Origin of the sequence: Brevibacillus halotolerans, assembly GCF_026891775.1 — a bacterium.
Lineage (GTDB): Bacteria > Bacillota > Bacilli > Brevibacillales > Brevibacillaceae > Brevibacillus_B > Brevibacillus_B halotolerans.
This window is the reverse complement of the sequence record NZ_JAPTNK010000003.1, coordinates 162,902-189,092: the sequence shown is the minus strand read 5'-3', so window position 1 is coordinate 189,092 and position 26,191 is coordinate 162,902. Positions and strand designations below refer to the sequence as shown.

The window sequence follows — 26,191 nt, the reverse complement described above, 5'->3', positions numbered from 1 at the left end:
CCAGCTGTGAACTATGAGAATTTGACGTTACATACGGACAAATATCAGATCAACATGATGTATGCTCATTGGAAAAATGGTACACACAATCAAATTCGTGTCTTTGAGGCTTATTTCCGAAAACTTCCTTTTGGAAATGGCTTTGCTGTGTTTGCCGGATTACAACGGGTTATTGAATATATTGACAATCTGCACTTTACGAAACAAGAGCTGGAGTATTTGGCTGAGCAGGAAGAAAATTATGAGCCTGCTTTCTTAGAGGAGCTAGCAAAATTGCGTTTTACAGGTCAGCTTCGTTGTATGGCTGAGGGAACTATCATTTTCCCAAATGAGCCATTGATACAGGTAGAAGCTCGTGTCTTTGAAGCACAATTAATTGAAACCGCCATTCTAAACTTTATCAACTACCAGATTTTAATCGCGACAAAAGCGGCACGTATTCGTTTAATCGCTCCAAATGAAACTTTGCTGGAGTTTGGAACAAGACGAGCACAGGAAGCAGACGCTGCCGTATGGGGGGCACGCGCGGCCTATTTGGCGGGTTTTGATGCCACATCAAACATGCGGGCTGGTATGTTGTTTAAAATTCCTACAAAGGGTACGCACGCGCATTCGTGGGTGCAGGACCATGCTACAGAGGAGGAAGCGTTTGAGAAATTTGCAAAGGCTCTTCCGGAAAATGTGGTTTTGCTTGTTGATACATATGATACGTTAAAAAGCGGAGTACCGAACGCCATAAAGGTGGGAGAAAAGCTGCGCAAAGAAGGAAAGCAATTAAAAGGTATTCGGCTAGATAGTGGGGATATTGCTTATTTGTCGAGAAAAGCCCGCAAGATGCTAGACGATGCAGGTTTTCCGGAGGTTGCGATTATAGCATCCAACGATTTAGATGAGAATGTGATATTCAATCTAAAAATGCAAGGAGCTCAGATTGATACGTGGGGTGTGGGAACCAAGCTCATCACAGCAGAGGATAATCCTGCATTAGGTGGAGTATATAAGGTGGTAGCTAAGAAAGAAGAAGATCACTACATCCCGACGATTAAAATCTCAGGAAATCCAGAAAAAATTACGACCCCAGGGAACAAACGTGTATATCGAGTAATTAACAAGGATACGGGTAAGGCTGAAGGAGATTATATTGCAATGGCAGAAGAACAGGTCCATGGCCTGCCGCGTATTATGCTATTTGATCCAGTTCACGTTTACCTTCATAAATTTGTGGAGAACTACGAGGCAATCGAATTGTTGCAAACGATCTATGAAGATGGAGTCTTAGTGTATCAGTCTCCTACTCTTGAGGAGACTAAAGAATATCATAAACAACAGTATCAACTGTTCTGGGATGAATATCTGCGTAAATTAAATCCGGAGAGGTACCCAGTTGATTTAAGTCAATTAGTATGGGACACCAAAATGAATCTCATTTCGCAGCATAAACAAAAATAATGGAAATAGATAAGAGGGCGTTCGATTAACCGAGCGCCCTCTTCATTTGTTGAAGTGCATGGTGGTAACTGCTGGTGATGATTTTCTTACTGCTCATTATGGTCTGATTGGTCAGCCTTTTTAGGTTGGTGGGGAAGATCAATGGTAATCGTAGTCCCTTTACCTAGTTTACTTTCTATTTGCATTTCACCACCATGATTGCTCACAAGGCGCATTGTAATAGGCAGGCCTAAACCAGTCCCGCCTTCTTTTACAGAGAAGAAAGGGTCCATCACACGAGATAGATATTCTTCAGGGATACCATTTCCGGTATCAATAATGCGAATACGTACGCCTGATGTTGTTTCCGTGCAGACAACCTTTAGTTGTCCTCCCTGTGGCATTGCCTCCATGCTATTTTTCATTAAATTTAATAAGACTTGCTTCATTTGCTCCTGATCAACATAAAGCGAAATGGTTGGAGGACAAATAAATTTCATTTCAATTCCATGCAGAAGAGCTTCCCCCTTCGTTAAGGTAAAAATAGAGTTCAATAGCTCTAAGGCAGGAATTTCACGATTTATAGGTGTTGAGGGTTTTGACAAAAGTAACATTTCCGTAACGATTTTGTTCACACGCTCTATCTCTTGCAGGACAAGTGATAGGTGATATTTTTTACGTTCTTCTTTTGTTAGCTTTTGTTGTAGCAATTGAATAAATCCATAGATTACTGTTAGAGGGTTACGAATTTCATGAGCGGCACCAGCAGCTAATTGTCCGACCAAGGCTAGTTTTTCGGATTGGTTAATATATTGTTGTACCTGTTCTTGTTCGGTAATGTCGGATAAAACAACCATCCACCCCATATTTCCTTGATCATTATCACGTAAAGGAACGTAGGAAACGAGACCAAGGAAAGGAGAGTTATTTTTATGTAATAGCTCCATTTTTTGATTCTCAAACCAAACGGAATTACAATCCATGCTTGGATCATCTTTTGATACCCAGACTTGCGGAGTCACTGTACGCGGATATGATTCTTCATCTAGCTGTACTAATTCTAAGGCCTTGCGGTTAATATAAACCTCACCAGTAACAAAATGGCGGGTAATGATCCCTACAGGCAAGGAATCAAGAATTTGCTCTCGAACATGCTTCTCTTGGGCCAAAATTTGATTTTGGCGTTCTCCTTGTTGAAAAAGGAGAGAAATATTGCGTGACATCTTGTTACATTCTTGTGCTAGTTCATAAAATTCATCGCGTACACTGTACGTAATTTGCTGACCAAAAGTTCCATTCGAAACCTCACGCATCTGTCTTAGGAGCGAGCGAATCGGGCGCATTAGTTCTCTTCGGAAGTAGAGGGTACAAAATAAGCCGAACAAAATAGAGGCTACCGAAATGGTATATGTAATAATGAGTGAAAATTTTAGACGTTTGCTGCTGTTTAGCACTTCTTCTGATGTTTTCGATTCAATCGTTCGTAAGGATAGACTGACGAACTTCTCTAGGTAAGCGATTTTAGGGTCAACCTCTGTTGTTAAGACGAAGGTAACAGCGTCTACGTTGTTGGCTTTCAGTAATGGATCAACTTTATTTAGGAAAATAAGATCTAATTCATGAATCAGGTCGATGATTTGGAAAAATTCCTTGTTTTCCTCATTTCGTTTCAACATTGTGAACGTATCTCGCATCTCAAAAACGGTATAATATTTTTCCAGATAGTTCGGTTCACGTGTTGATACATACATTTGTAAGGCAAACATTTTCGTATACAATTGATTTTTTAGTTCTAATAAAGCATTGGTTTGTGGAACAACCTTTTGCGTTAAATGAGATTCCTCAGAGGTTACCTTGGTGATCTGATAACTATTCAGAATTGCAACGGAGCCAATGAGAAGCATCATCACAAAGTAACTTAACATCATTTTCATCTGAAATCCCATGTTGCGAAAAGGGGACATTAATATCCCTCCTAAGCCATGATCAATGGGCATTGGCTCGTTTTAGATTTTCTATGGTACGATTCATTTCTAGTTGGACGGAAAGAGGAACCATCTTTCCATAAGGCCCCAAGCAATTTACATTCTCATTAAGCCCATACAATACAGTGCCACTTTCAAGTCTTTTTTGAAGATATTGTTCAATTAAGGTCGTATACACTTGCTCTACGTCTTGCACGAGGCTAGAAATTACATGGTTCGGCGCTAAGAAACGCTGATCACTAATATATCCAATAGCAAGGACATTTTGTTTTTGCACCTCATTGATTACTTGTAAATTAATACTATCACCTGCAGAGTAAATCACATCAGCTTTATGCTCAGTCATCAAAATCCGAGCGGCTTTGACGGCGGCCTTTGTATCATTGTAATCTGGAATAAACCTGATTAAAGCTTTTGCAGAAGGGTCTGTTTCTTTCACTCCACGCACTAATCCCTTCGCAAGAGGCCTATCATTAGGCATATCTGCAACGATAAAGCCTACAGTCTTCGTTTTGGACATCAGGGTAGCCAGCTTGCCAATAAGATAACCGGCTGGTTCCATATCAAATTGAATGACTGTTTGATTTGGATGACTGGCCGTTCCATTAAGAGTGACAAACCTTGTATGTGGATACATGGCAGCTACCTCTGTAAAGGGTTCAGAGAAAACGATTCCGTGACCCATGATTAAATCATATCCTGACTCTGCCAGATTGGATGCGACTGCCTTAATTTTATGTCTATCCACTTCCTGAACGATCTCTAGATCAAAATGATACTTGTCCTGTAGCTTATACATAGTCTGCAGGGCTGCACTATTCCAAGCTTGATCGAAAGTAGGACCCTCTAAAAGTAAAGCAATTTGATGTTCGGCTACATTTTTTCGTGTGAACCCTTGGATTTGTTTCATATTTAATAGAAACTGAAAGGTTAGGAGCAAAAGTAACCAGATTACCAAAGCTCCAATAATGTAGACGAAACCCTTGGATTGTTCGGTCACTTCATTTCCTCCCATAGGTGACATATACCATATTTGAACATTAGTTCCCATTTGCAAGATTCGACAAATAATAACAATTTCCTGCTTGGTTTAATCATACATATTAATAACATAAAATATGTTTTTTTGAAATAAGTAAATTTTATCCTCTGAAAGTATAAATTGTAATAAAAACGAGTGATAGGCTAAATGATACAAATATAGCAGGAAAATAGACATATTGAAATGAAATTTTGTAATGACAGTGAATTTTAAATGATCTGAGAAAAAAGCAGGAGTTTTTCTTTAAAAACCGAATCCAAATTAAATAAGGGGGAGATAACACAGCATGTTACAATCTAAGGATTTTCCGTATGAACGAATTAATATGTCCCAATTGAAAGAAGAATTTACTGAACAATTGAATAATTTTACGGAAATAAGTACGTATGAACAAGAAGAAGCAGCCATAGCTACTATACTTGCCTTACAGCGAAAATTCCTAACCGCATGGAGCATCGCTAGCAATCGTTTTTGCATAAACACGGAAGATGATTTTTATAAGAAAGAACAAGAATTTTATGATGAGCAGGTTCCTTACTTTGATGAGTGGAAGAACGAATACTATCGTGCAATTTTACATTCCCGCCACAGAGAGAAGCATGAGCAAAAGTGGGGGAAGGTTTATTTTACATTGGCAGAAAAGCAAATGAGCACCTTCTCTCCAGATGTTCTTTATGATTTGCAGGAGGAGAATAAATATTGTAGCGAATATGTAAAATTGCTAGCCAGTGCTAAGGTTGAATTTGATGGCAAGGAACTATCCTTACCCGAACTAGGCCCATATCAGCAATCAACCGATCGGGATATTCGTAAAAAATCCATTGATGCAAAATATCAATATATGAAAGATCATGAAGCAGAACTAGACCACATATTTGACAAGCTTGTTAAAATCAGAACAACTATCGCACATAAGCTGGGCTTCCCATCCTTCGTGGAGCTAGGCTATGCTCGTATGCAACGAATTGACTATAACCAAGAGATGGTTAGCGTATTCCGTGAACAAGTGAAAAAGCAGATTGTACCAGCCGTGAACCGCCTTAAAGAACGTCAGCGACAACACATTGGGGTCTCGACGTTAACTTATTATGATGATCCTTTGTTGTTTCCTTCTGGAAATCCAGTCCCAAAAGGGGGGCCGGAATGGATCTTAGAAAACGGAAAAAGAATGTATAAGGAGCTATCTCCTGAGACGAACGAATTTTTCAAAATGATGGTAGATAGAGGCTTGCTTGATGTGTATAGCAGAAAAGGCAAGGCAACAGGTGGCTACTGTGACTATTTTCAGGAGCAAAAAGTCCCGTTTATTTTTGCCAACTTTAATGGAACTTCCCATGATGTTGTTGTACTAACACATGAGGTAGGTCATGCCTTCCAAGCATATTCTAGCAGGCACATCCCCATGCCAGAATGCATCTTTCCAACTAGTGAATCAGCCGAGATTCATTCCATGAGTATGGAATTTTTAACCTGGCCATGGATGTCTCTCTTTTTTAAAGAGGATGCCGAGAAATTTAAATATGAGCATGTACATGATAGTCTTTCCTCCATTCTATATATTTGCATGGTGGATGAATACCAGCATTATGTTTACGAAAACCACACAGCAAGCCCCGAGGATCGTAAACAAGCATGGAGGCAGCTAGAACGGGAGTACCGTCCTTACTACAACTTTGAAGAAAATGATTATTTAGAGCGTGGAAATTACTGGCATCAACAGCGCCATATTTTCAAGTATCCCTTTTATTATATTGATTATGGTCTTGCTCAAATTTGTGCCTTCCAGTTTTGGCAATTAGCAAATAAAGATCGAGACCAAGCATGGAAAAACTACTTGCGTATTTGCGAAGTAGGAGGCAGCAAAAGCTTTACGGAGATCGTCGAGCTGGCAGAGCTGCGCTCCCCATTTACAGCAGGCTGTCTAGATTCAGTGGTTAAGGATATTGTAGATTGGTTAGAACAAGCTGATTATGAAAAAATGTAAGAATGTAGCGGGGAATAAATAGAAAGATCGGGTGTACGCGACAAGCTAATACGTACGCCCGATCATCCGCATTTCACACATTCAGGATTTTAACCTCATAGTAATAAGCTTTGCTTATAAGTAATCAATCAGATCTTAGCTTTTAGGTGCTACTAGTCTTTCTATCTCCTCACTCACCACGAAAGCAAGATCATCATTTTCATACATGGATAGCATAGCAAGCAGTGTATCATTTTCAATCGTGCCGGCTTCTTCCTTGGGAACGGTCAACTCCATGATTTGGTCAAGCAATGGATTTTGACCTTGCTTGGGATACGCTCTCTGATATAGCTCATGTGGATCAAGTCCATGATTGATGCACCATTGTGCAAAGACTAGAATCATCATATGTTCATCATGCTGATATTGTCGGATAATCTGGTCCTCAATTTCTTTACGGCTCATTTTCCTTCTCCTTTACATTACACTTCTACTTGGACAAGACGTCCATCAGGCAAACGAATGACATACTCTTTGCATACGAGTGCCGCTTTACAGCAAGGGCTTTTATCTTTTTTACGCGCTTTTTTTAAAATGTCTGCCTTTCTGCCGCACTCAGAGCAGTATGTCTGAAATCCTTCCAGCATTTTAACCGCAAATAAGGGAGCTCCAATACGTTTACATTCGGCTACGAACTCTGGTGTTCCATCCGCAAAGGGCTTGTTTTGCAAGCACAGATGGTAATGAGCCAGCTCATGCTTGAGCGTGGCGATGACATGCTGGGCGCCAAATTGATTGTATTGCCATAGGCTTTGTACAATTTTAATAGGCTTTTGATAGGTTCGCTCAAATATAAAGCTTCCTGCAGCATCCTTTACTGATTTATCCCATTCGATAGGAATCTTACAAGGGCGGCCAAAATAATGAAGGCTTAATTGATTGCCAATTTGATACAATTCCGTGGAGGAAGAAGTATCAATTCTCCAAATAGCTCGCTCTTGAAAGCTATCAGAGAGTGATAAGGTTTGTTGTTTTTCTTTTGTGAAACGTTTTATTTGCTGAATAAATTCATACACGTCCTGATAGGAGAGCTTCTCCAGCTCCAATTCACGTTTTGGGTCCACAACAAAAAGGTGGGCGTATAAATATTTTAACATGAGGGCAGTTGGTTTTTGTTTACTATTCATATCTCTATTGTAGCGAGAGAAAAACAAAGATGGCAAGAAAAAATAGCTAGATATAGAGACCAGGTATTTACAGTTCTTTGGATTACATTAGAAGACGTTTTCATGTAAAATGTTTAGAAGAAAAATGAATAATGTGATAAGTCTGTTGTTATTTATAAGTAAAATTATTACGTAGAAGGGAGAAAGTCTGTATGAGCAAGAAATACTTTAGTCTAGATGAAGCGAATCAATATATCCCGTTTCTAGAAAAAGAACTCCTCTTTTTACGAGATCAAAAGCGCGAAATTTCTGAGAAATATCACCGCTTGCAAATTGTCAAAAGTCATGTTGACCATATTGGGATTAATGACTTTGCCGATCATGAGGTTTTTGAATTAGAATGTCAGATAGAGTTTTTGCATATGGAGTATTCCATGCATGCTGAAGCGATCGAAAGACATGGCATGAAGGTTAAAGAGATAGAGCTTGGGTTAGTGGATTTTCCGGCCATTCTAGATGGAGTAGAGGTATACCTCTGTTGGAAGCTAGGAGAGGGGAGTGTTAGCCACTATCATGGGATGGAAGAAGGCTTTCTCGGTAGAAGAAAAATCTCGTAGCTTCTACACATCTTCTTTTTCGCCTATGGCCAGAAGCATTTTTATAATACGAACGAACGAGGGATGAGCGGAGGTAAAATGCTTGTCCCTTTCTTTTATAGCTTTCGATTACGGTTCTTTTCATAGACACAAGACTAGCAATCCGTTTTTGCAGTTTAGAGAAAGCTGATTGCAAGAAAATGGATATACAGGGGCGAATGTAAGAGGAGGATGTTTTTTAGTAGACAATAAAGGATTGTAAAGCTGGAGAGGGAAAACAATGCAAACTGAGTTGGCCACGTTTTCATTTCTGATGAATCAAGTAAAAGACATTATCTTCTTGATAAAGGTAACGGCAGATCAGCAATTCGTAGTGTTACAGGTAAATGAAGCATTTTTAGAAGCTACTGGATATGAATATGATGAAGTTGTTGGAAAACCCATACAAGCCTCTTTCAAAGAAGAAGCAATGCTTTTTTCTGTGGATAAATGTTTTGAAGCCGTACAACAGCAATCTACGGTCGAATATGAAGAAAGTCTGAACGCTCCGCTTGGTACCTCTACTTACGAAATTGCCCTACATCCCATTCAGCATGCAAACTCAACTCAATTTGTAGTTGGGATTGTACGCAATATTACAGAACGTAAGCTTGTGGAAGAGAAGCAGTGTAAATCTGAGAAGCTATGGGTAGTAGGTCAGCTCTCAGCTGCCATTGCTCATGAATTACGTAATCCCTTAACTTCTTTAAAGGGTTTTCTTAAATTAATGGAGAAGCAAATGGAAAACAGAGATGAGAGGATACAGAAGTATCTGCAAATCATGGGAGGAGAATTCGAACGAATCGAGCAGATTGTTGATGGATTTATGCAGTTGTCTTTGCCTGAACCAATACAACGTGACTATCTATATCTTCCAAGTCTTGTAGAGGAAGCAATAGAGCTTTTTTATGAAGAAAATCAATCCCTGTTCCTAGATATCCACATTGAGTTTCATTTCTATGGAGAAATACCCTTGATTAGCTGCGATCGAGATTTAATGAAGCGAGTTTTACTGCACTTGTTCATGAATGCAGCCGAGTCAATGCCTGGTGGGGGAGATATTTTTCTGACAGTGTATGTAAACGAGCTAGAGGTATGCATAGCAATCGTGGATGAAGGTATCGGGATTGAAGAAGAACGCTTGCATCGATTAGGAGAACCCTTTTATTCGACGAAGGAAAAAGGAACAGGACTGGGACTTACTATGTGTTATCAAGTAGTGAAACAGCATCAGGGAAGAATCATGATTCATAGTCAGGAAAATGAAGGGACGATTGTCACTGTTGCCCTCCCCATTCATCCTTTCTAAAAATCTTTTTGAAGACACAGTTATTTTTCGGTAGGAAACGGGGATAAAAGGCCTGATACGGCTCATACGTATAGAAAATGAGTTTGAACAATAATAATTTCATCAGACATCTAGGGGGAGTCGTACATGAATAAAGGATGTACATTACGAATTGGAGATTGCGTTGGATTAATAGCGCCGGCAAGTCCAGTTGAGGGGTATCGGGTAGAGAAGGCGATATGCGAGGTAGAAGCTATGGGATTGCGTGTTAAGGTAGGGCCTAGTAGCTATCGTTCCTTTGGTGGATATTTAAGTGATACACCAGAAAATAGGGCTTGTGAGCTGGAAGCGATGTTTCGTGATCCTGAGGTGAGAGCGATTTGGTGTCTTCGAGGAGGCTATGGTACACCACAGCTTTTAGACTTATTGGATTACTCGATTATAGCAGAGAATCCGAAGCTATTTATTGGCTATAGTGATATTACAGCGTTGCATACGGCATTTATGCAGGAGGCTTGCTTAGCTACTCTGCATGGTCCCATGGCAGCAGTAGAACCGGTTAATGGCTTTGATCCCCTTTCCAAAGAGTACTTAGAACGGATATTCTTTTGTGCAGAGCCGTTGGGTGAAATCGTTAATCCACCTGGTATAGCTACTCGTTGCCTTGTGCCAGGTACGGCTTCTGGCACTATAGTTGGCGGGAATCTTAGCTTAATTTGTACGACGCTAGGAACAGCATACGAGCTTGATACGACTGATAAAATATTATTTTTAGAAGATATAGATGAAGAGCCATATCAAGTGGATCGCATGTTAACTCAGTTAGCTTTAGCAGGTAAATTTTCCGATGCGAGCGCAATTATCTTAGGCTCCTGGGAGGCTTGTGCCACAAAAGAAGGGAAAGAAAGCTTTACGGTCGAGGAGGTTTTTGAAAGAATCATTGTTCCTTTTCAGAAACCTACGCTAGCTAATATGCAAATCGGTCACGATCCAACTAACCTCCCGCTGCCATTAGGCGTGAGAGGTACTGTTAACGCTCATGAAGGAATACTTTGTGTGGAGGAAAGTTTAACGATAGAATGAGGATTGTGATAATTTAGCTATGATATGTAAGAAGGATAGGGTATAATACGAAAGGCGTCTCTTTTGATGCCCGTCCAACTATCTCTTACATAACTGGAGGGACACGAACATGAGTGTACATATCGAAGCTAAAGAAGGCCAAATTGCAGAATCTATCTTATTACCAGGTGACCCGTTGCGTGCCAAATACATTGCTGAAACATTCTTGGAAAACCCAGAGTGCTTTAATAATGTTCGCGGTATGCTAGGATTTACAGGTACTTATAAAGGAAAACGCGTGTCTGTTATGGGAACTGGAATGGGTGTACCATCCATTTCTATCTATGTTCATGAATTAATTAACTCTTATGGCGTGAAAAATTTGGTTCGCGTAGGCACATGCGGTGCGATCCAAAAAGACGTAAAGGTTAGAGATATTATCATTGCGATGTCTTCCTCTTCTGACTCTGCCGTTAACAAAGTACGTTTTAACAATATCGATTATGCACCAACAGCTAACTTTGACTTGTTGAAAAAAGCATATGACGTAGCTACTGAACGTAACATGCCGACTAGGGTTGGTAACGTATTTACAAGTGATTCGTTCTATAATGATGATACAGCTCGCTTGCCAAAATTGGCTGAATACGGCGTCCTAGCGGTTGAAATGGAAACAACTGCTCTGTACACAATCGCAGCTAAATTTGGTGCTCGCGCATTGTCTGTCCTTACAGTGAGTGATCATATTTTGACAGGTGAAGAAACAACAGCTATGGAGCGTCAAACCACCTTTAACCAAATGATTGAAGTTGCATTGGAAGCTATTATTGCAGAAGCGTAAGTAACTGCTTCTACTTGTCCTGCCTATGAATTAGGCGGGACAATTTTTTTATGAAAAAAGGTTTCAAACTTCATTAAAACGGTTACAAACAGGTTGTGGAGTTTAATTCAATAGGGAGATGGTCATTGTTGATAGCTCAATTATTAGAGCAAACCGAGCGTGCAGAGAAACAATTGGAACGTATTCGTCACAGGCTTTTAGGCATTCATCAACGACTGGATAGTACTGAAAACCGTTTGTCGAAGATTCGGAGTCAACTAGTAACCATCGACCGGCGTTTAACTAACATTCAAAAAGGCTGTAGTTAACTTATTCAAATTCCACAAAATGAAGCCTTATCTTCCAAAGAGATAGGGCTTTTTACTTTTATGGAGCGAATCCGAAGCAAGTATGGGATGAGTCTTGAAGGATTGCACATGTTCAGCAGGAGAAATACACATGATTAATGTGTTGGCTTTGGGCTAGAATCGACAGTGGATCAGCCTTTGGTAAAAATACTAGAAATAAAATAGCCATGATCCGTTTAAGCTGCTTTAGATGGCTTTGGATTTTATAGAGACCCAGAAGCTGGGTCTTTTTTTTGTGCAGGAAAAAGGCTCACGGCTTGTATGCTTGTACGGTTCCAAAGGACTGACCTTTAAATATATTACTAGTATATGGAAAACATTTGTAAATTTTTTATTGTAAGTATTATTTTGTTATAGAGAGGAGTTATAAAATGGGACTTTGTCGATTTTTTTGGAGATTTTTTGGTGGCAATCCTTATATTCCTCCTTTGCGAAATGCATGCAACAGGTTCCACAATGTAGATACGAATATTACAACAACAGCAGGTGAAATTGTTATTTTTGTAGTAGAAGTAGGAAGCGATTTTATGAGAGGGATTGATGCAAACAATCATATTGTGCTGGTACCCTATTCAGCAGTGTTAGCGGTTCGAGTAGCTGACTAACGAAAACAATGAAAAATATTCTCTTGTAAGAGAGGGGTACAGCCATGTTTAGAAAAGAACTAGAAGAATATATAGGCTTTGAGGTACAGATTCATGTGCTACAGCGGATTATTTATGGCATCCTGCGAGAGGTGACGAATGCTACGGTAACGGTCAGGATACTAAATGGTCCTGATTATAGTGAGTACGTGGATGTAGAAGTACCTATGTTAAATATTTCTTACGTAACCATTCCCTAGCTCTTGAAACACATTCAACATCACATGCCCCCGTATCAGAGCGATTGGTGCCATCGTATAGAAGCTGTTTTTATCTTGGCAGTATAAAAGATGCAGGGCAATATAAAGCTGGAAACACTCGCACAGTTGGCGGGTGTTTTTTTAGATCGGAAAAATCTTGCCGAACCAATTTATCGAGGCGTGATTTCAAATAACCTTGTCCATCATTTCAAAACACAAAAGTGAGCTTCGCAACCAAAAGCCACAACATGCAGGAAAGGTTTGTTTTGGAGGTTTTTAAACAAAAATATCTGAAAAGTATAATATGTATTGACTTTATAAATATTTTTATTTACAATGTCTGTAAGTCATCTATTGGGATTTTTTTCAAAAAAATATAAATTTACCAAATGAAAAGGAGGATCGTGTAAAATCTGCTCTTCTTAGTAACAAATGAAAGGGTAAATATATGAGGGAGGGAATGAGAATGAAGAACTGGGTCCAAGTAAGGATAGCAAGACCAACGGATAAATATGAAGAGGTTATCAGCTTTTATGAAACAGGTATAGGGCTAAAACGGATTGGGAGCTTTGAAAACCATGAAGGCTATGATGGAATCATGTTTGGCTTACCTGATGCAGAATATCATTTAGAATTTACCAGACATGTGAACGGAAGTCCTTGCCCAGCTCCAACCAAAGACAATCTGCTGGTATTTTACATGCCTGATATAAATGAAATTCAGAAAATTACCACTAGATTGCAGACAATGGGCTATGACCCAGTTGAGCCAGAGAATCCTTATTGGAAAGAAAAAGGGACTACTATAGAAGATCCTGATGGATGGAGAATTGTATTCATGAATGCGGCGGAGTAAGAGATTTTAGTTAAAGACATCTTGACTCAACTTCCCACAACAGTAACAACGAAGCATTCAACCACTAACAGCGATGAACAACAAGATGTTCAACTTTTTCATACTTGACATTCCGCGGGTGCCTGCATACTGCCTATGCTTTGTAGAATTAGGCAAGCCTGTTAGAAACATATGTTTCAGCAGGCATTTTTTATAAAAACATGCTCTGATGCTGAATTTTCTAGCTACATACAAAGGAACTCTCGCCATCAATCTTTCATGTGACAAGAATAAATGATAATGATTTTCAATAATGTATAGAGGAGGTGAATGACCCTTGAAAATTTTAATTTCAGGAAGTGGGATTGCTGGGTTAACATTGGCTAATTGTCTTTTATCTTATGGCCATCAACCTGTTGTGATTGAGAAAGCTAGTTCGTTCCGATCGATAGGCTCGGTCATTAGTTTACGCGGTGATGCCCTTTTTGTTTTAAGTAAACTAGGCTTACTAGAACAGGTGAAAAAATGTGGGGTTGTAATAGAGACACGGCGTTTTGTTCAGGCAGATGGAAGTGAACTGCGCAATATCGACTTCAGAAAGTTTCATATACAACAAGGTGGCTCAATTGGGATACATCGTTTTTCTCTGCATAACATCCTCTATGAAGCTATTAAAAACCAAATTGATGTTAGATTTAATACGACAATCCAGTCTCTCACACAAAACGAAGAAAGCGTTCGGGTATGTTTTCAGGATGGAAAGGAAGAATCCTTTGATTACGTATTTGGGGCGGATGGCATCCATTCACAAACGAGGAATTTACTGATGGACAATCAAATTGAAGAACAGTTGGATGTCGGATTTTCCGTATTTACGATCCCTAAGCCTGAGATCTTCATCAAAAACTTGGATACAAACCAAACACTAGAGTCATTAATGCCAGGTTATTATGTCCAATGCGGTATGGATGCGGACTATATTTGGGGAATGTTTATCTACAAGCAAAAATATCGCGAACAACTGAAAGATGTAAACAACAAGGAATTTTTACTAGCGTTATGCAAAGACATTACGTGGGGCGTTCGGGATATTATTGAACAAATTGATCATCCCTCTACCATCTTTCAGGATACAATGACTCTCATTAAGCTATCAAAATGGAGCGAGGGACGAATCGTGTTAGTTGGAGATGCCGCCCATGCTATGACATTTATGTCGGGAACCGGCGGTGGAAAATCAATGCTAGGCGCCTATCATTTAGTTGAGGAATTAATGAATTGCTCTACACATCATGAAGCATTTCAAAATTATGAATCCTATTTAAAACAAGCCGTTCAGAAAACACAGAAAAAGTCAATCAAAGCAGCTCATTTCTCCTCATCGGACAATCAGATAATGGTCTACTTTAAGAAAGCACTTCTTAAATATTTCCCCCCTTTTCTTATGAATGCTGTGTTAAAAAATCTCTTCATCGTAAAGCCGCAGAATACCAAAAATACGTTGTAAAATTGAGTTGATATAGAGCTGAGGTGCCGATCCCTACAACCTGCAAATTCTGAAGAATGGAAGCATTTTTATCAGCCTCTCGGGACAGGCTGAATAAGAAATTAGAGGAGCAGACCTACAGAAGGCATCATTTCTGTAGGATTTTTCTACTGGCAAAAAGGGAATAAAAAAGTTTTCGAGTCATGTAACATTTCTCAAATCTCTCCGTCAAAGCTTATGAAACAAGCAAAAATAAATGGCTACATACAAGCTGAAGGGCTAATAGAGTAGCAATCTAGTATTGTTTTGACTATGAATTAACAAAAATAACAAAATGATTTTTGTTTTTATAATAGGGGAGGATTTTTCAAATGAAAAAGAAAATGATCGCAGTGGTTTTAGTAGGAGCAACACTTGTAGCAACAGGAGCGTATGCACAAGAAGCTGTATATGATAAATATGTGAAGACCAATGTTTACGATGCAACGGGTAAAGTGATTGGGCAGACGAGAGCAGGTAGTGAATCCCTACCAGAGGTGAAAAATAGTAAACTCACAATGGATCAGGTATATGAAGAGTTATTAAAAAAAATGGAAATGGTTCCGCTATATAAAGAAATAACTGTGAAACGTGAGCAACAAGGAAAGGTCGTTACTTCCACAGCGAAGGAATGGTATAGTCCGCTAGACAGAGGATATCGGATTGAGGAGAAAGATCATACAGGGGTTGTCACTTATAATTTATTCAATGGTACATACTCACTTAGCTATCGTGATGGGACGAAATCTGCTAGTGAAATTACGGCTGCACCTGATCAAAAAGTGGTAAATAACGATGTTTTTTATCTTCGTGAATTAAAAAATAACCACAAACTGCAATTTCTAGGCGAAGAAACCATTAACAATCGTGCAACCTATCATATCATGGCAATCCCTACTCAGAAGGATGATCTTCAAGTAGAGTTGTGGATGGACAAAGATACAGGTGTTGCTATGAAGTCAATCACAACTGTTTTTGGCTTACAAGGGATCACTGAAGTAACCAAATTAGATTTTTATCCTGCGTTTACAAAGGAATTATTTACCCTTACTTTACCATCTGATGTAAAGGTGTATAAGGATATGCAATTTGACCCGCAAAAATAACCCATAGATTTCAAGAAACCCTTGAGTGTCTCCTAATGTAAGGCGGTGCTTGGGGGTTTTTGTTTTCCAGAAATACACTTGCAAAGCACATTCTTTCGTTTACATGACTTATAATAAAAGAAACAAGAAAAAAGAGAGGCATGGATTTAACTGGAAGGAGAGTTCATCTATGGAGGAAATCATCATTATTGGAGCTGGCCCATGCGGCTTGTCAGCGGCTGTAGCATTAAAAAAACGCGGAATCGATCCGCTCGTGCTGGATAAAGGAAGCCTGGTACATTCTATCTATCGGTATCCTACCTATATGATATTTCATAGTACGCCAGAGTTATTGGAAATTGGGCAGGTTCCCTTCACGACTCCGAATGAGAAACCAACCCGCTTAGAGGCCCTTCATTACTATCGGATGGTTGCTAAGAGGTATGATATTCGCGTGCAGACCTTTGAAGTGGTGGGAAGGATCGAACAAGTTGACAAGCATTTCGTTGTATCTAGCACGGATCGTTTTGGTACCGCTAAGCAATATGAAACAAAGCGTGTTGTGATTGCTACGGGTTATTTTGATAATCCTAACCGTCTAGGTATTCCAGGGGAAGAACTGCCAAAAGTAAGCTCGTTTTATACGGAGGCACATCCTTATGCAGGAATGCAAGTGGCTATTGTAGGTGGTAATAACTCTGCGGTGGATGCAGCGATGGATTTAGAGCGGGCGGGAGCTCACGTCACGGTGATCTGTCGTGGCGAGAAGCTTTCTTCTCGTGTGAAAGCATGGACTCGTCCTATTTTTGAGGGCTTGTGTGAAAAAGGTCGTATCAAGGTGTACTATTCTTCTGAAATCCAAGAGATTACGGATAGAATGGTGATTATAAAAAATCCTGAGGGGATTACGGAGATTCCGAATGATTTTGTCTTTAGCCTAATTGGTTATCGACCTGATCGTCAGCTACTACAAAGCCTGGGAGTAGAGCTCGATCAAGAAACCGGAGCGCCGATATTTAATCCAACTACGATGGAGACGAATGTTCCCGGTGTATTTGTTGCAGGAGTGATTGTCTCTTCTGCGCACGCCAATGAAATTTTTATTGAAAACGGCAGGTTCCATGGCGAAGTGCTTGCTAAGAGCTTGACTACATAATGAATGAAGGATCGTTATTAATCTTCCTCTAGCTGTTGTAATAGCAAATGAGCCGATATCCTTTGGTAGGATATCGGCTCATTAGTCATGCTAGAATCGTTCCTTTCGTTTGTAAGTCCATGTGTATATTGCGACTCCAAGCATAATAGCAACGATTAAAACGAGCGATACATTGCTATATAAAAAAGCAGTAGGAACAGACAGAGTAGGAAGTATAGGAAAATCAAGTACGTGCTTCGATAACAGACCGCCCACAATCGCTACCCCAATTCCTTCTGATAAAAAGCACGAAAGGTTAAGCATTCCCATTCCCGCACCAGCTTCCTCAGATGCGAGTGTGTCTGCAACGCTGGAGGAGATCACGGTTTTAACAAATGAGAGGCCTCCAAAAGTCATGATCAGCATAATGGATGTTATCCACGGTGACTTCTCTACGAACAACGAAATAACGAGGAAGCTTAGCACAATCAAAAAGGCTCCAAGGTACATGACAAACGTATTTCCTCTTTTGTCCACAAGACTTCCGCCCATAATACCGAAGAAAATAACGCTGAGTGTACCGGGAAACAGGATGCCGCCACCGATCATTCCTGTTGACAAATGATAGACATCCCTCATCATATAAGGAACCATTGAAATGAAGCCAGCAACTGTTCCTAATAAGATGCTTCCCGCCAAAACACCCATTACAAACATTCGATTTTGAAACAGAGCAGGTTCAATAAATGGTTGTTTTGCACGACGGATATACAGAGAAAATATCAGTAGCACGACAAGGCTGAACAGTATATAGAACCAGTTATCTCCCGTTGCATATAAGGTAAACAATACAATCCCAATGGAAAGCAATGCTGCTCCAAATATATCGACTTTTCCCTTGCGAGCGGGCTCGTTTGGCAGCACTCGTATAAAGAACGGGAGAGAGATCAGTGTGATAATGGGTAGAACAAACAGGAGGGACCAGTGGAAATGATGTGAAATGATTCCACCGATAGCAGGCCCAATTCCCTCACCAAAGGCAACCATTGATCCGATCATACCAAAAGCCTTGCCCCGGCTTTCTGCATTGATATACTTTGCCACAATTACCATGAAGATAGCCGGTACCGCAGATGCTCCAGCCCCTTGAATAGCACGAGCAACAAGAACAGCAGGAAAATAAGCTTGTGCAAGGATACCAAAGAGTGAACCCCCACTGTAAATCAAAAGGCCAATCACAAGTAATTTCTTAACCCCATAGGTATCAGATATTTTGCCATATACGGCAGATCCGATAGCAAAAGCGATCATGAAGCTTGTATTGATCCAGTTTACATAAGCGGGCTGTAAACCATATTGCTGGGCAATATCAGGGAGCGATACATTAAACACTGTCTCATTAAAAACGCTAAAAAAAGCAAGAAAGCTAAGCCACAGAAGTATTGTTTTTACGTTCTGAAAAGAGTGGCTTGGTCGATCAGCTTCTAAGTCAGCCATTGCGTTGCTTCTTATTTCTCTTTCATCTTTTTTCACAAATAGATGCCCCTTCCCTAAGTAAAGGGGAATCGCGCAGGTTACAGGGCAATTAATGCGTTTTCCCCTTGAATGTTTTGCGCCCGAATTATTCCTGTGTACTTCATACAAACGCCTCCTAAAAGATATATGCAAGATTATATCACAGCTAATTTTTGAATTGTCTTACTTTATTACATTTATCTAAAGAGTACCAAAGTCTTATTCGCTATCGTTCCTTCATTTAGGTGCGCTTTTCATCTAATTTTTGTCATTTATTTTAGCCGTGAGGGCAGACTACAAGGCGAGGTGATGGAAGTGGGTAGCCAAAACATACGAGCTTTACGTCTTCAGGGCAGAAGTGTCTGTGTGCTCACTTGCTTGCTTTTGTGGGTCAGCTTCTTTCAAGGGAGCTCCTCTATCTTAGCTGATGAAACAAAGGAAAAGCATGTCCTTGCTGGGATTGATGTTCTTTTATCACATCCTGAGCTGTTACATGGTAAGAAGATTGGACTTATCACGAATCAGACTGGAGTCACTAAGGATTTGGTTACTGATTTGGACGCCTTACAGCAAAAAGGTCTAAACGTAGTTGCCCTTTATGGTCCAGAGCATGGAATATGGGGGGTAAAGCAGGATGGAGAGCCAACTGTTTTTCCTTCTGTATCGCCACAGGTAAAACAACATTCCATTCCAGTATTTGAGCTATATCAAAAGAAACCGGAACAGATTGCGACGCTATTTGCTGGCACGGATATTCTTTTGTTTGATCTACAGGATGTGGGTGTACGCTATTATACTTATGCTTCTACATTGGCTTATGTATTGGAGGCTGCTAAATTAGCTGATAAGCCGGTCATGGTGCTAGATCGTCCCAATCCCTTAGGCGGGGTTAGGATAGAGGGACCTCTACTGGAGAAGGGGTGGAGCTCATTTATCGGAATGATGCCTATTCCTCTACGCCATGCAATGACGATGGGGGAACTTGCTCTCTTTTATAATGAAGAAGTTATGCCTCACAAGCGTGGAGGAAAAGCAGACCTACGAGTAATTCGAATGCAAGGCTGGAAACGAGAAATGACTTGGGATCAAACTGGATTGTTATGGGTAGCTCCTTCTCCTAATCTACCCACAGTAGAGTCTGCTTGGTTATATGCTGCTACAGGATTGCTAGAAGGAACCAATCTTTCAGAGGGAAGAGGGACTACTCATCCATTCGAATGGGTTGGTGCACCTTTTATTCATGCTCATCGCTTGCGAGCAGATCTTGTTGGGGCAAATCTTCCTGGGATAGCAATTCGTGAAACACATATGGAACCGATGTACGGTAAATATAAGGGACAAGCCATTCATGGTGTGCAATTGTATGTAACAGATCGAACAGCTTATCATAGCACCTTGACGGGACTCACCTTGCTGCAGCTTATTAAAAAGCGTTATCCCCAGCATTTTAAATGGAGAGACGACGGCTGGATTCATTATATGGCAGGTACGCGCTCCTTGCAGGAAGCAGTTGATCAGCAAAATCAAACCTTACAAGCCCATAATCCCCAGCAGATGATTCAAAAATGGAGGGCAACTCTACAACCATTTGTAAAGGTGCGTCAAAAATATCTGCTGTATCGTGAACGTGGATCAGGGAAACGTGGTGAGGGGATGCGTGATGAAGTGAATCAGGCGATCGAACAGGCCATTAAAGACAAGATTATCCCGGGTGCCGTCGTAGCCATTGTTACAAGAGGAAAAAGAAAAATAGAGCAAGCCTATGGACATGCCTATCTATATCAAAACAAAGCTGGCAAATTAGCAGAAATGCCGATCAAAATGACGGAAACACATTTATTTGACATCGCTTCTCTGACAAAGCTATTCACAGCTGTGGCCATTATGCAATTAGCAGAAAAACAAATGTTGCAGCTAGATAAGCCAGTAGCTGCCTATCTTCCCACTTTTGCGTGTAAGGGAAAGCAGGATATTACGATTCGGCAGCTTTTGACTCATACCTCTGGATTAGCTCCAACTATGCGGCTGTACAGAATCCCGAGTGACCGTGAGCAAAGGATGAAGGCTGTACTCATGCTTGGTCTTAAAAATCATCCCGGTGAAAAAATGGTGTATAGTGATCTCAATTATATTGTACTGGGGTATCTGATTGAACAGCTAACAGGGAAACGGTTGGATCAATATATGCAAGAGAATCTATTTCAACCATTGGGAATGAAGCACACAGGGTTTTGTCCAAAAGTACATAGGCAGAAAATCGTAGCTACTGAACAGCAACCTTGGACAAAGCGCGACATCATTTGGGGCAGCGTTCATGATGAAAAGGCTTGGGCCTTAGATGGCGTGGCTGGACATGCTGGATTGTTTAGCAATGCAGATGATCTAGTACGATTTGCTACGATGATTCTTCACAATGGAAAAGTAAGGGGAAAACGGATACTTAAGGCTGAGAGTGTACAAGAAATGCTTGCGAATCAATTATCAGACACTTGTCCGAAACAAATGGGGCTTGGATTTGAGCGGAATCAAGCCTGGTACATGGGGCATGGTTTTGTCACGCCTAGCGTGGGACATACTGGATTTACGGGCACTTCATTGTTAATCAATCAACAACAACAGTCAATCGTGTTGTTATTAACGAATCGAGTGCATCCGACCAGAGAAAAACCTTCCCTTAATGCGTTGCGCCAAAAAATTGCTACCTTGGCTGCAATAGAAGGGGAGTAATCAACATGTGACGGAGGCTTATGTTCATGAAACGGAAGCATATTTTTGCTTATACGTCAGTTAGCTTGATTCTTCTTGCTTGTTTTTTCATTCCCTTCGTATCAAAGGACAGGGCAGATACGATGCGGACAACAACTGTGTCCACGACCCACCCTACAGATTTATTGTTGGCGCAAAATCTGCCTGAAACGCCCAAGACATATCCCGCCACGCAGATTCAATTACAAGCGTTGCATACGTATGCCGATGGTCACCTATCAAAGGTGCAAGCTAATATAAGCTGGAGCTCTAGCAATCCACAGGTAGCAACCGTTACGAGAGAAGGACTTTTAACCATACAGGATAAATTAGGTCAAACAGTCGTTTTAGTGTCAGATGGGACCTACCATGACCGATTGGTGCTTGAAAAAACGGACAAGAAGACTGTGAAAGTCATTACTGAGCCACGGGCCAAATACGATGTTATTTCTCGGCTGCTCGCTACCATGAGCGTGGCTGAAAAAGTAGGACAGACATTAATGCCAAGTTTTAGTATGTATGGCGGCAAGCCTTTTCAGGAGTTGACGCCAGAGATTGCAAATATGATAAAGAGACTCCAGCTAGGAGGAATCATTTTATTTAAGGACAGCTTAAATGAGACCAAACAAATTGTTCAATTGACAACTGCTCTACAGCAAAGCCAGCATAAATTTGGCTTACTTATCGGTACAGATCAGGAAGGTGGAATTGTTTCACGACTGAAGCAAGGGACGAATATGCCAGGAAATATGGCATTAGGTGCAACACGAAATCCTAAGCTTGCCTATCAGGCTGGACAAGTAATGGCAGATGAACTCCTTTCACTCGGGATTAATTTAGATTTTGCACCAACCATAGACGTCAATAATAATTCTAAGAACCCAGTGATTGGGGTACGTTCTTATGGTGAAAACCCACAATTAGTAGCCGAAATGGGTACTTCCTTTATTGCAGGTATGCAGGATGCGGGAGTTGTGGCAAGCGCAAAGCACTTTCCCGGACATGGCAATACATCGGTAGATTCCCATGTTGGTTTACCCGTTATTTCGTATGGGAAAAAGCAGTTGGAGCAAGTAGAGTTTATTCCATTTCGACAAGCAATCAAGCAAGGAGTAGATTCTGTTTTAGTCGCTCATATAGCTTTTCCACAGCTAGAGCCTACAAAGGTAGAATCTCATCAAAAGGACAAATCCATTTATCTACCAGCTACGCTCTCACCTAAGCTCGTCCAAGGGTTATTACGAAAAGAGTTTGGTTATGATGGCTTAGTTATTACGGATGCTATGGATATGGGAGGGATTACACAGCATTTCGAGACTGTAGATGCCAGTATTCGTGCAATGAATGCTGGTGCAGACATTATTTTAATGCCCCCAGATGTTGAAAAGGTTAGTTTAGGAATGCAGAAGGCAGTCAAGTCGGGAACAATTAAGAAGGAACGTTTGGATGAAGCAGTTAGACGTATCCTAACAGTAAAGATGAGAAGAGGAGTTTTTGCGCAGGAACAGATGCCACATGTTCCTAGTCTTCAACAAATCGCAGAGAAATCAATTACTTCACCAGCTCACAAACAAGTGGAGCGAGTTATTGCTGAGCAATCAATCACAGTGGTTAAAAATGATCGGATACTGCCGCTCCATCCTTCTCCTGGACAAAGAATAGCGGTGATTGGGTCACGATATACGAGTGAAATGACTAGGGCAATCCAGAAATATCATCAAAATACAGTAGCCATTAAGCTCAACCATGTGCTCAAAGCTGAGCAACAACAACAAATAGATCGTGCCGACATATTGATGGTTTTACCAGACTCATTCGCAGGAGGCTTACAGCCGGTAAATCAACTCATAAAAAAGCTGATTGACCAGAAGCAAAAGCCGGTAATTATGATTTCTACACGAAACCCATATCAGCTTACTGATTTTCAAAAGGTCCCTACGTATGTGGCGCAATATGGAAATGCAGATGCAAGCTTTCAAGCCACAGCAACGATTCTGTTTGGTGAAGGGAAATCTAAAGGGAAGCTACCCGTTACAATCTATGATACGAAAGGCAACATTTTGTATTCCTACGGTCATGGACTGTAAACTGTGTGTTTTCAAATGGAGTGAAAGCGGATGCCGTTGCACATACTAACAAAAAACGTTGTAAAGGTAGGTTTAGGTATGTGGATTGCTTCTAAACTTGGAATAGTCTTGATGCTTTGTGGAGCGCTTGTCAGTTCCTCAGTCACCGCTTCTGAACAAAAGATTCCCGATCCCATGAAAACACGCAAAGTGGCCCTCATTATAGACGACTTTGGCAATAATATGAGGGGAACAGAGGAAATTCTTAATTTACCAATTCCATTAACTATTGCAGTCATGCCATTTTTACCAAGTACAAAAAAAGATGCTGAGTTGGCCCATCAAAAGAAACATGACGTAATTGTTCACATGCCAATGGAACCAATGAGAGGGGCTAAAAGCTGGCTCGGGCCCGGAGCCCTTATGAGTAATTTAAGTGATGAGGAAATCCGCAATCGAGTGAACAAAGCGATTGACGATGTTCCGCACGCAATCGGTATGAATAATCATATGGGGTCTAAAATTACCCAAAATCCACGTATTATGCGGATTGTATTACAGGTATGTAAAGAGCGAGGACTTTTTTACATTGACAGTAAAACCTCTTATAGAAGCATTGTGGGACAGGTCGCTCACGATTTACAGGTTCCTTATATTGAAAACATGGTCTTTTTAGATGATGTGCATACGTCCTCACATATTACGAAGCAACTGAGACTCATTAGTGAAAAAGTAAAACAAAATGAAGTATGTGTTGCTATCGGCCATGTGGGGCCTGGAGGTAAAAAGGTTGCTCAAGCAATCCGCAACTATTTACCTCAATTACAAAAAGAAGCCACAATTATGCAGGTATCCAGAATGGTAAAAGAAAAACAAGCGACACCAACAAAGACAGACAAGAAAACGAAAAAATAAAGTAAAAGCTATAACTGTTACCCATTTGTGAGCGATTCACTGCTTTTTTGATCAAAAACTGTCTTTACCTTCCTATTAAAAGTAACAATTCATAACATCTCCCACAAGGAATGGACAGTATGTTACAATAGGAACTGTACTTGCTATTTATGTACAGATAGGGAGGTGAGATGCACGTGGTGGATGAATTAATTGGTTTGTCATTACCTTATGTTTGGTTGCTCTTCTGGGTATCTGTAATTGTAGTTCCATGCTGTCAATTATTATTTACTCACATCGTTGGTAAACGTCAGTCAATGCAATACGAAGAACGTTTTGAATGGCGTCAACAGCTTGTGACAATGCCAATACGTTCGTCTTTTATTAAATTATATCGACGAGTACCTATGCGAAAAGAGAAGCGAGCAACCACGTCATCTGATGATACACTCCCAAATCTTCTCCTTGTTTGTTTATAGAGTTTGCAAACAATGAGGAGGATTTGTTCATGAAAGCTGTACGTAAATCATTACCTGTATTTTTATTTGGTGCTGTGGTGTTATTGCTGAGCGGATGTAGCAATACAGCTCCGATAACATCAGATAGTCCTGGTATCTGGGATCACTTTTTTGTTTATCCATTTTCATGGTTAATCCAAAACGTTGCTAGCTTAACAGATGGGAATTTTGGGTTAGCGATTGTCATTATGACGCTGTTGATTCGAACACTTTTATTGCCTCTCATGATGAAGCAAATGAAAAGTGGAGCTGCCATGAAAAAGCTGCAACCGCAGATTGATAAACTGAAAAAAAAGTATAGTAATTCCAATCAGGACCCTAAACAAGCCCAAAAAATGCAAATGGAAATGATGGAATTGTACAAAGCAAGCGGAGTTAATCCAATGGCGGGCTGTCTCCCTGCTCTGGTTCAAATGCCGATCCTAATGGCATTTTACTTCGCGATTCGTCGTACACCAGAGATTGCTGACCATTCATTTATGTGGTTTAACTTAGGACATGCCGACCCATTTTATATCTTGCCTTTACTAGCAGCAGCGACAACCTTTTTCCAAACGATGCTGTCAATGAAAATGACTCCTACCATGGGAGCTAATAATATGAAAATGTTCTATTACATGATGCCAATCATGATCTTTATGGCTGGAATGAACTTGCCAGCAGCCCTTCCATTATATTGGGTCGTGGGTGGAGTATTTTCGCTCGTGCAAACCTATTTTTTAAATAAGGTTTATCATGTACCGCTAACTTCTTCTACAAGTGCAAAATAAATATAAATGATCATGAAAGAGGATAGTTGTCCACTTAAAGGGGATAACTGTCCTCTTTTTTACTAAAAATGCTGCAAAGCAAAACCAGCATATGAACTAGTAGACAGCAATATTTATGTGAGTGAAACCTATTCATTTTTACCAAACTTCAAGGTTAGTAGGCTATGGTCTCGCTTCTTTAAAAAAAGATCTAATCCAAGATTACTGCTTTGGCAAATGGATGAATGATATGTAGTCCCTGAATATCGTAGACAAAAGCTGAGGCAAGCAAACGTGGAGAAATTAAATGACTGGATTCAAGCTCAAGGCCCTTCTCCGATTTATGTGTTTGTTGATCTAAAAAGGCATTGACACAAGATTTCTGGTAAAAAGTAGAGTTAAGCAAAGAGTGCTATAATATGTCTGATAATTATGCTTGTAAAACCTTACCTCCCATTTTCATTAGAAGCATAGATGACAGCCCTCTGACGGGATAGAGCCGTTAGGGGGCTGTTCGAATTTT

The 26,191-nt window shown here is 40.4% G+C and carries 23 protein-coding genes; 18 read left to right on the top strand and 5 right to left on the bottom strand.

The features are described 5' to 3' along the window. Positions 1–6: 6 nt before the first annotated feature. Positions 7–1,449, top strand: coding sequence for a nicotinate phosphoribosyltransferase (locus tag O0550_RS05800; protein WP_022586832.1), 1,443 nt, complete (start codon positions 7–9; stop codon positions 1,447–1,449). A gap of 86 nt (positions 1,450–1,535) precedes the next feature. On the opposite strand, the gene O0550_RS05795 is transcribed toward O0550_RS05800, so the two are convergent. Next, entirely contained in the window at positions 1,536–3,392 is a 1,857-nt protein-coding gene (locus O0550_RS05795) for an ATP-binding protein (RefSeq protein ID WP_003340398.1), read from the bottom strand. Positions 3,393–3,414: 22 nt separating this feature from the next. Next, a complete protein-coding gene (locus O0550_RS05790; RefSeq protein WP_035318321.1) occupies positions 3,415–4,413 on the bottom strand; it encodes a BMP family ABC transporter substrate-binding protein in 999 nt (332 codons plus the stop codon). A gap of 328 nt (positions 4,414–4,741) precedes the next feature. Here O0550_RS05790 and O0550_RS05785 point away from each other — a divergent pair, with 328 nt between their 5' ends. Then, positions 4,742–6,439 (top strand): M3 family oligoendopeptidase, encoded by a 1,698-nt coding sequence (locus O0550_RS05785; RefSeq protein WP_258425799.1) that lies wholly within the window; start codon positions 4,742–4,744, stop codon positions 6,437–6,439. Positions 6,440–6,574: 135 nt separating this feature from the next. Here O0550_RS05785 and O0550_RS05780 read toward each other — a convergent pair whose 3' ends face one another. Both O0550_RS05780 and O0550_RS05775 read right to left on the bottom strand, forming a co-directional pair. Further along, positions 6,575–6,883 carry a hypothetical protein gene (locus tag O0550_RS05780; RefSeq protein ID WP_181747780.1) on the bottom strand — a complete coding sequence of 103 codons (309 nt, stop codon included), beginning with the start codon at positions 6,881–6,883 and terminating at the stop codon, positions 6,575–6,577. 17 nt (positions 6,884–6,900) lie between these two features. Continuing rightward, positions 6,901–7,605, bottom strand: coding sequence for a SprT-like domain-containing protein (locus O0550_RS05775; protein ID WP_003340394.1), 705 nt, complete (start codon positions 7,603–7,605; stop codon positions 6,901–6,903). Between the two features lie 191 nt (positions 7,606–7,796). Here O0550_RS05775 and O0550_RS05770 point away from each other — a divergent pair, with 191 nt between their 5' ends. The 11 genes from O0550_RS05770 (at position 7,797) to O0550_RS05720 (ending at position 17,202) form a co-directional block, all read left to right on the top strand. Then, positions 7,797–8,201, top strand: a complete 405-nt coding sequence (locus O0550_RS05770; RefSeq protein ID WP_003336105.1) for a DUF2203 domain-containing protein — start codon at positions 7,797–7,799, stop codon at positions 8,199–8,201. A gap of 259 nt (positions 8,202–8,460) precedes the next feature. Further along, positions 8,461–9,528, top strand: a complete 1,068-nt coding sequence (locus O0550_RS05765) for an ATP-binding protein (RefSeq protein ID WP_003340391.1) — start codon at positions 8,461–8,463, stop codon at positions 9,526–9,528. Positions 9,529–9,654: 126 nt separating this feature from the next. Further along, on the top strand, positions 9,655–10,590 hold the full coding sequence (locus O0550_RS05760; RefSeq protein WP_258425798.1) for a S66 peptidase family protein: 936 nt from the start codon (positions 9,655–9,657) through the stop codon (positions 10,588–10,590). A gap of 109 nt (positions 10,591–10,699) precedes the next feature. Next, positions 10,700–11,410: a purine-nucleoside phosphorylase gene (gene deoD, locus O0550_RS05755; RefSeq protein ID WP_003336108.1), complete on the top strand. Its 711-nt coding sequence runs from the start codon at positions 10,700–10,702 to the stop codon at positions 11,408–11,410. Positions 11,411–11,538: 128 nt separating this feature from the next. After that, the gene (locus O0550_RS05750; protein WP_099421465.1) at positions 11,539–11,718 is read left to right on the top strand and encodes a hypothetical protein; all 180 of its coding nucleotides are present in this window, start codon (positions 11,539–11,541) and stop codon (positions 11,716–11,718) included. A 410-nt stretch (positions 11,719–12,128) separates the two neighbouring features. Further along, positions 12,129–12,362 (top strand): hypothetical protein, encoded by a 234-nt coding sequence (locus tag O0550_RS05745; protein WP_003340385.1) that lies wholly within the window; start codon positions 12,129–12,131, stop codon positions 12,360–12,362. A 44-nt stretch (positions 12,363–12,406) separates the two neighbouring features. After that, positions 12,407–12,601 carry a hypothetical protein gene (locus tag O0550_RS05740; protein WP_003336111.1) on the top strand — a complete coding sequence of 65 codons (195 nt, stop codon included), beginning with the start codon at positions 12,407–12,409 and terminating at the stop codon, positions 12,599–12,601. Positions 12,602–13,067: 466 nt separating this feature from the next. Beyond that, positions 13,068–13,457, top strand: coding sequence for a VOC family protein (locus O0550_RS05735; protein WP_096888357.1), 390 nt, complete (start codon positions 13,068–13,070; stop codon positions 13,455–13,457). Between the two features lie 316 nt (positions 13,458–13,773). Then, positions 13,774–14,943 (top strand): FAD-dependent monooxygenase, encoded by a 1,170-nt coding sequence (locus O0550_RS05730; protein WP_258425797.1) that lies wholly within the window; start codon positions 13,774–13,776, stop codon positions 14,941–14,943. Between the two features lie 350 nt (positions 14,944–15,293). After that, positions 15,294–16,067, top strand: coding sequence for a LolA family protein (locus tag O0550_RS05725; RefSeq protein WP_003340381.1), 774 nt, complete (start codon positions 15,294–15,296; stop codon positions 16,065–16,067). A 169-nt stretch (positions 16,068–16,236) separates the two neighbouring features. Next, complete coding sequence (locus O0550_RS05720) at positions 16,237–17,202, top strand: YpdA family putative bacillithiol disulfide reductase (protein WP_258425796.1); 966 nt, start codon at positions 16,237–16,239, stop codon at positions 17,200–17,202. Between the two features lie 90 nt (positions 17,203–17,292). On the opposite strand, the gene O0550_RS05715 is transcribed toward O0550_RS05720, so the two are convergent. Further along, positions 17,293–18,678, bottom strand: a complete 1,386-nt coding sequence (locus O0550_RS05715; protein WP_276564933.1) for an MFS transporter — start codon at positions 18,676–18,678, stop codon at positions 17,293–17,295. Between the two features lie 333 nt (positions 18,679–19,011). Between O0550_RS05715 and O0550_RS05710 the strand changes: the two genes are divergently transcribed. From O0550_RS05710 to yidC, 5 genes are all read left to right on the top strand, one after another. Beyond that, on the top strand, positions 19,012–21,423 hold the full coding sequence (locus tag O0550_RS05710; protein WP_258425794.1) for an exo-beta-N-acetylmuramidase NamZ domain-containing protein: 2,412 nt from the start codon (positions 19,012–19,014) through the stop codon (positions 21,421–21,423). Positions 21,424–21,449: 26 nt separating this feature from the next. Then, on the top strand, positions 21,450–23,528 hold the full coding sequence (locus O0550_RS05705; RefSeq protein WP_258425793.1) for a glycoside hydrolase family 3 protein: 2,079 nt from the start codon (positions 21,450–21,452) through the stop codon (positions 23,526–23,528). 30 nt (positions 23,529–23,558) lie between these two features. Next, positions 23,559–24,422, top strand: a complete 864-nt coding sequence (locus O0550_RS05700; protein WP_035318313.1) for a divergent polysaccharide deacetylase family protein — start codon at positions 23,559–23,561, stop codon at positions 24,420–24,422. A 170-nt stretch (positions 24,423–24,592) separates the two neighbouring features. Continuing rightward, the gene (locus O0550_RS05695; protein ID WP_003336123.1) at positions 24,593–24,880 is read left to right on the top strand and encodes a hypothetical protein; all 288 of its coding nucleotides are present in this window, start codon (positions 24,593–24,595) and stop codon (positions 24,878–24,880) included. 29 nt (positions 24,881–24,909) lie between these two features. Continuing rightward, on the top strand, positions 24,910–25,689 hold the full coding sequence (gene yidC, locus O0550_RS05690; protein ID WP_003340364.1) for a membrane protein insertase YidC: 780 nt from the start codon (positions 24,910–24,912) through the stop codon (positions 25,687–25,689). The last annotated feature ends 502 nt before the right edge of the window (positions 25,690–26,191 follow it).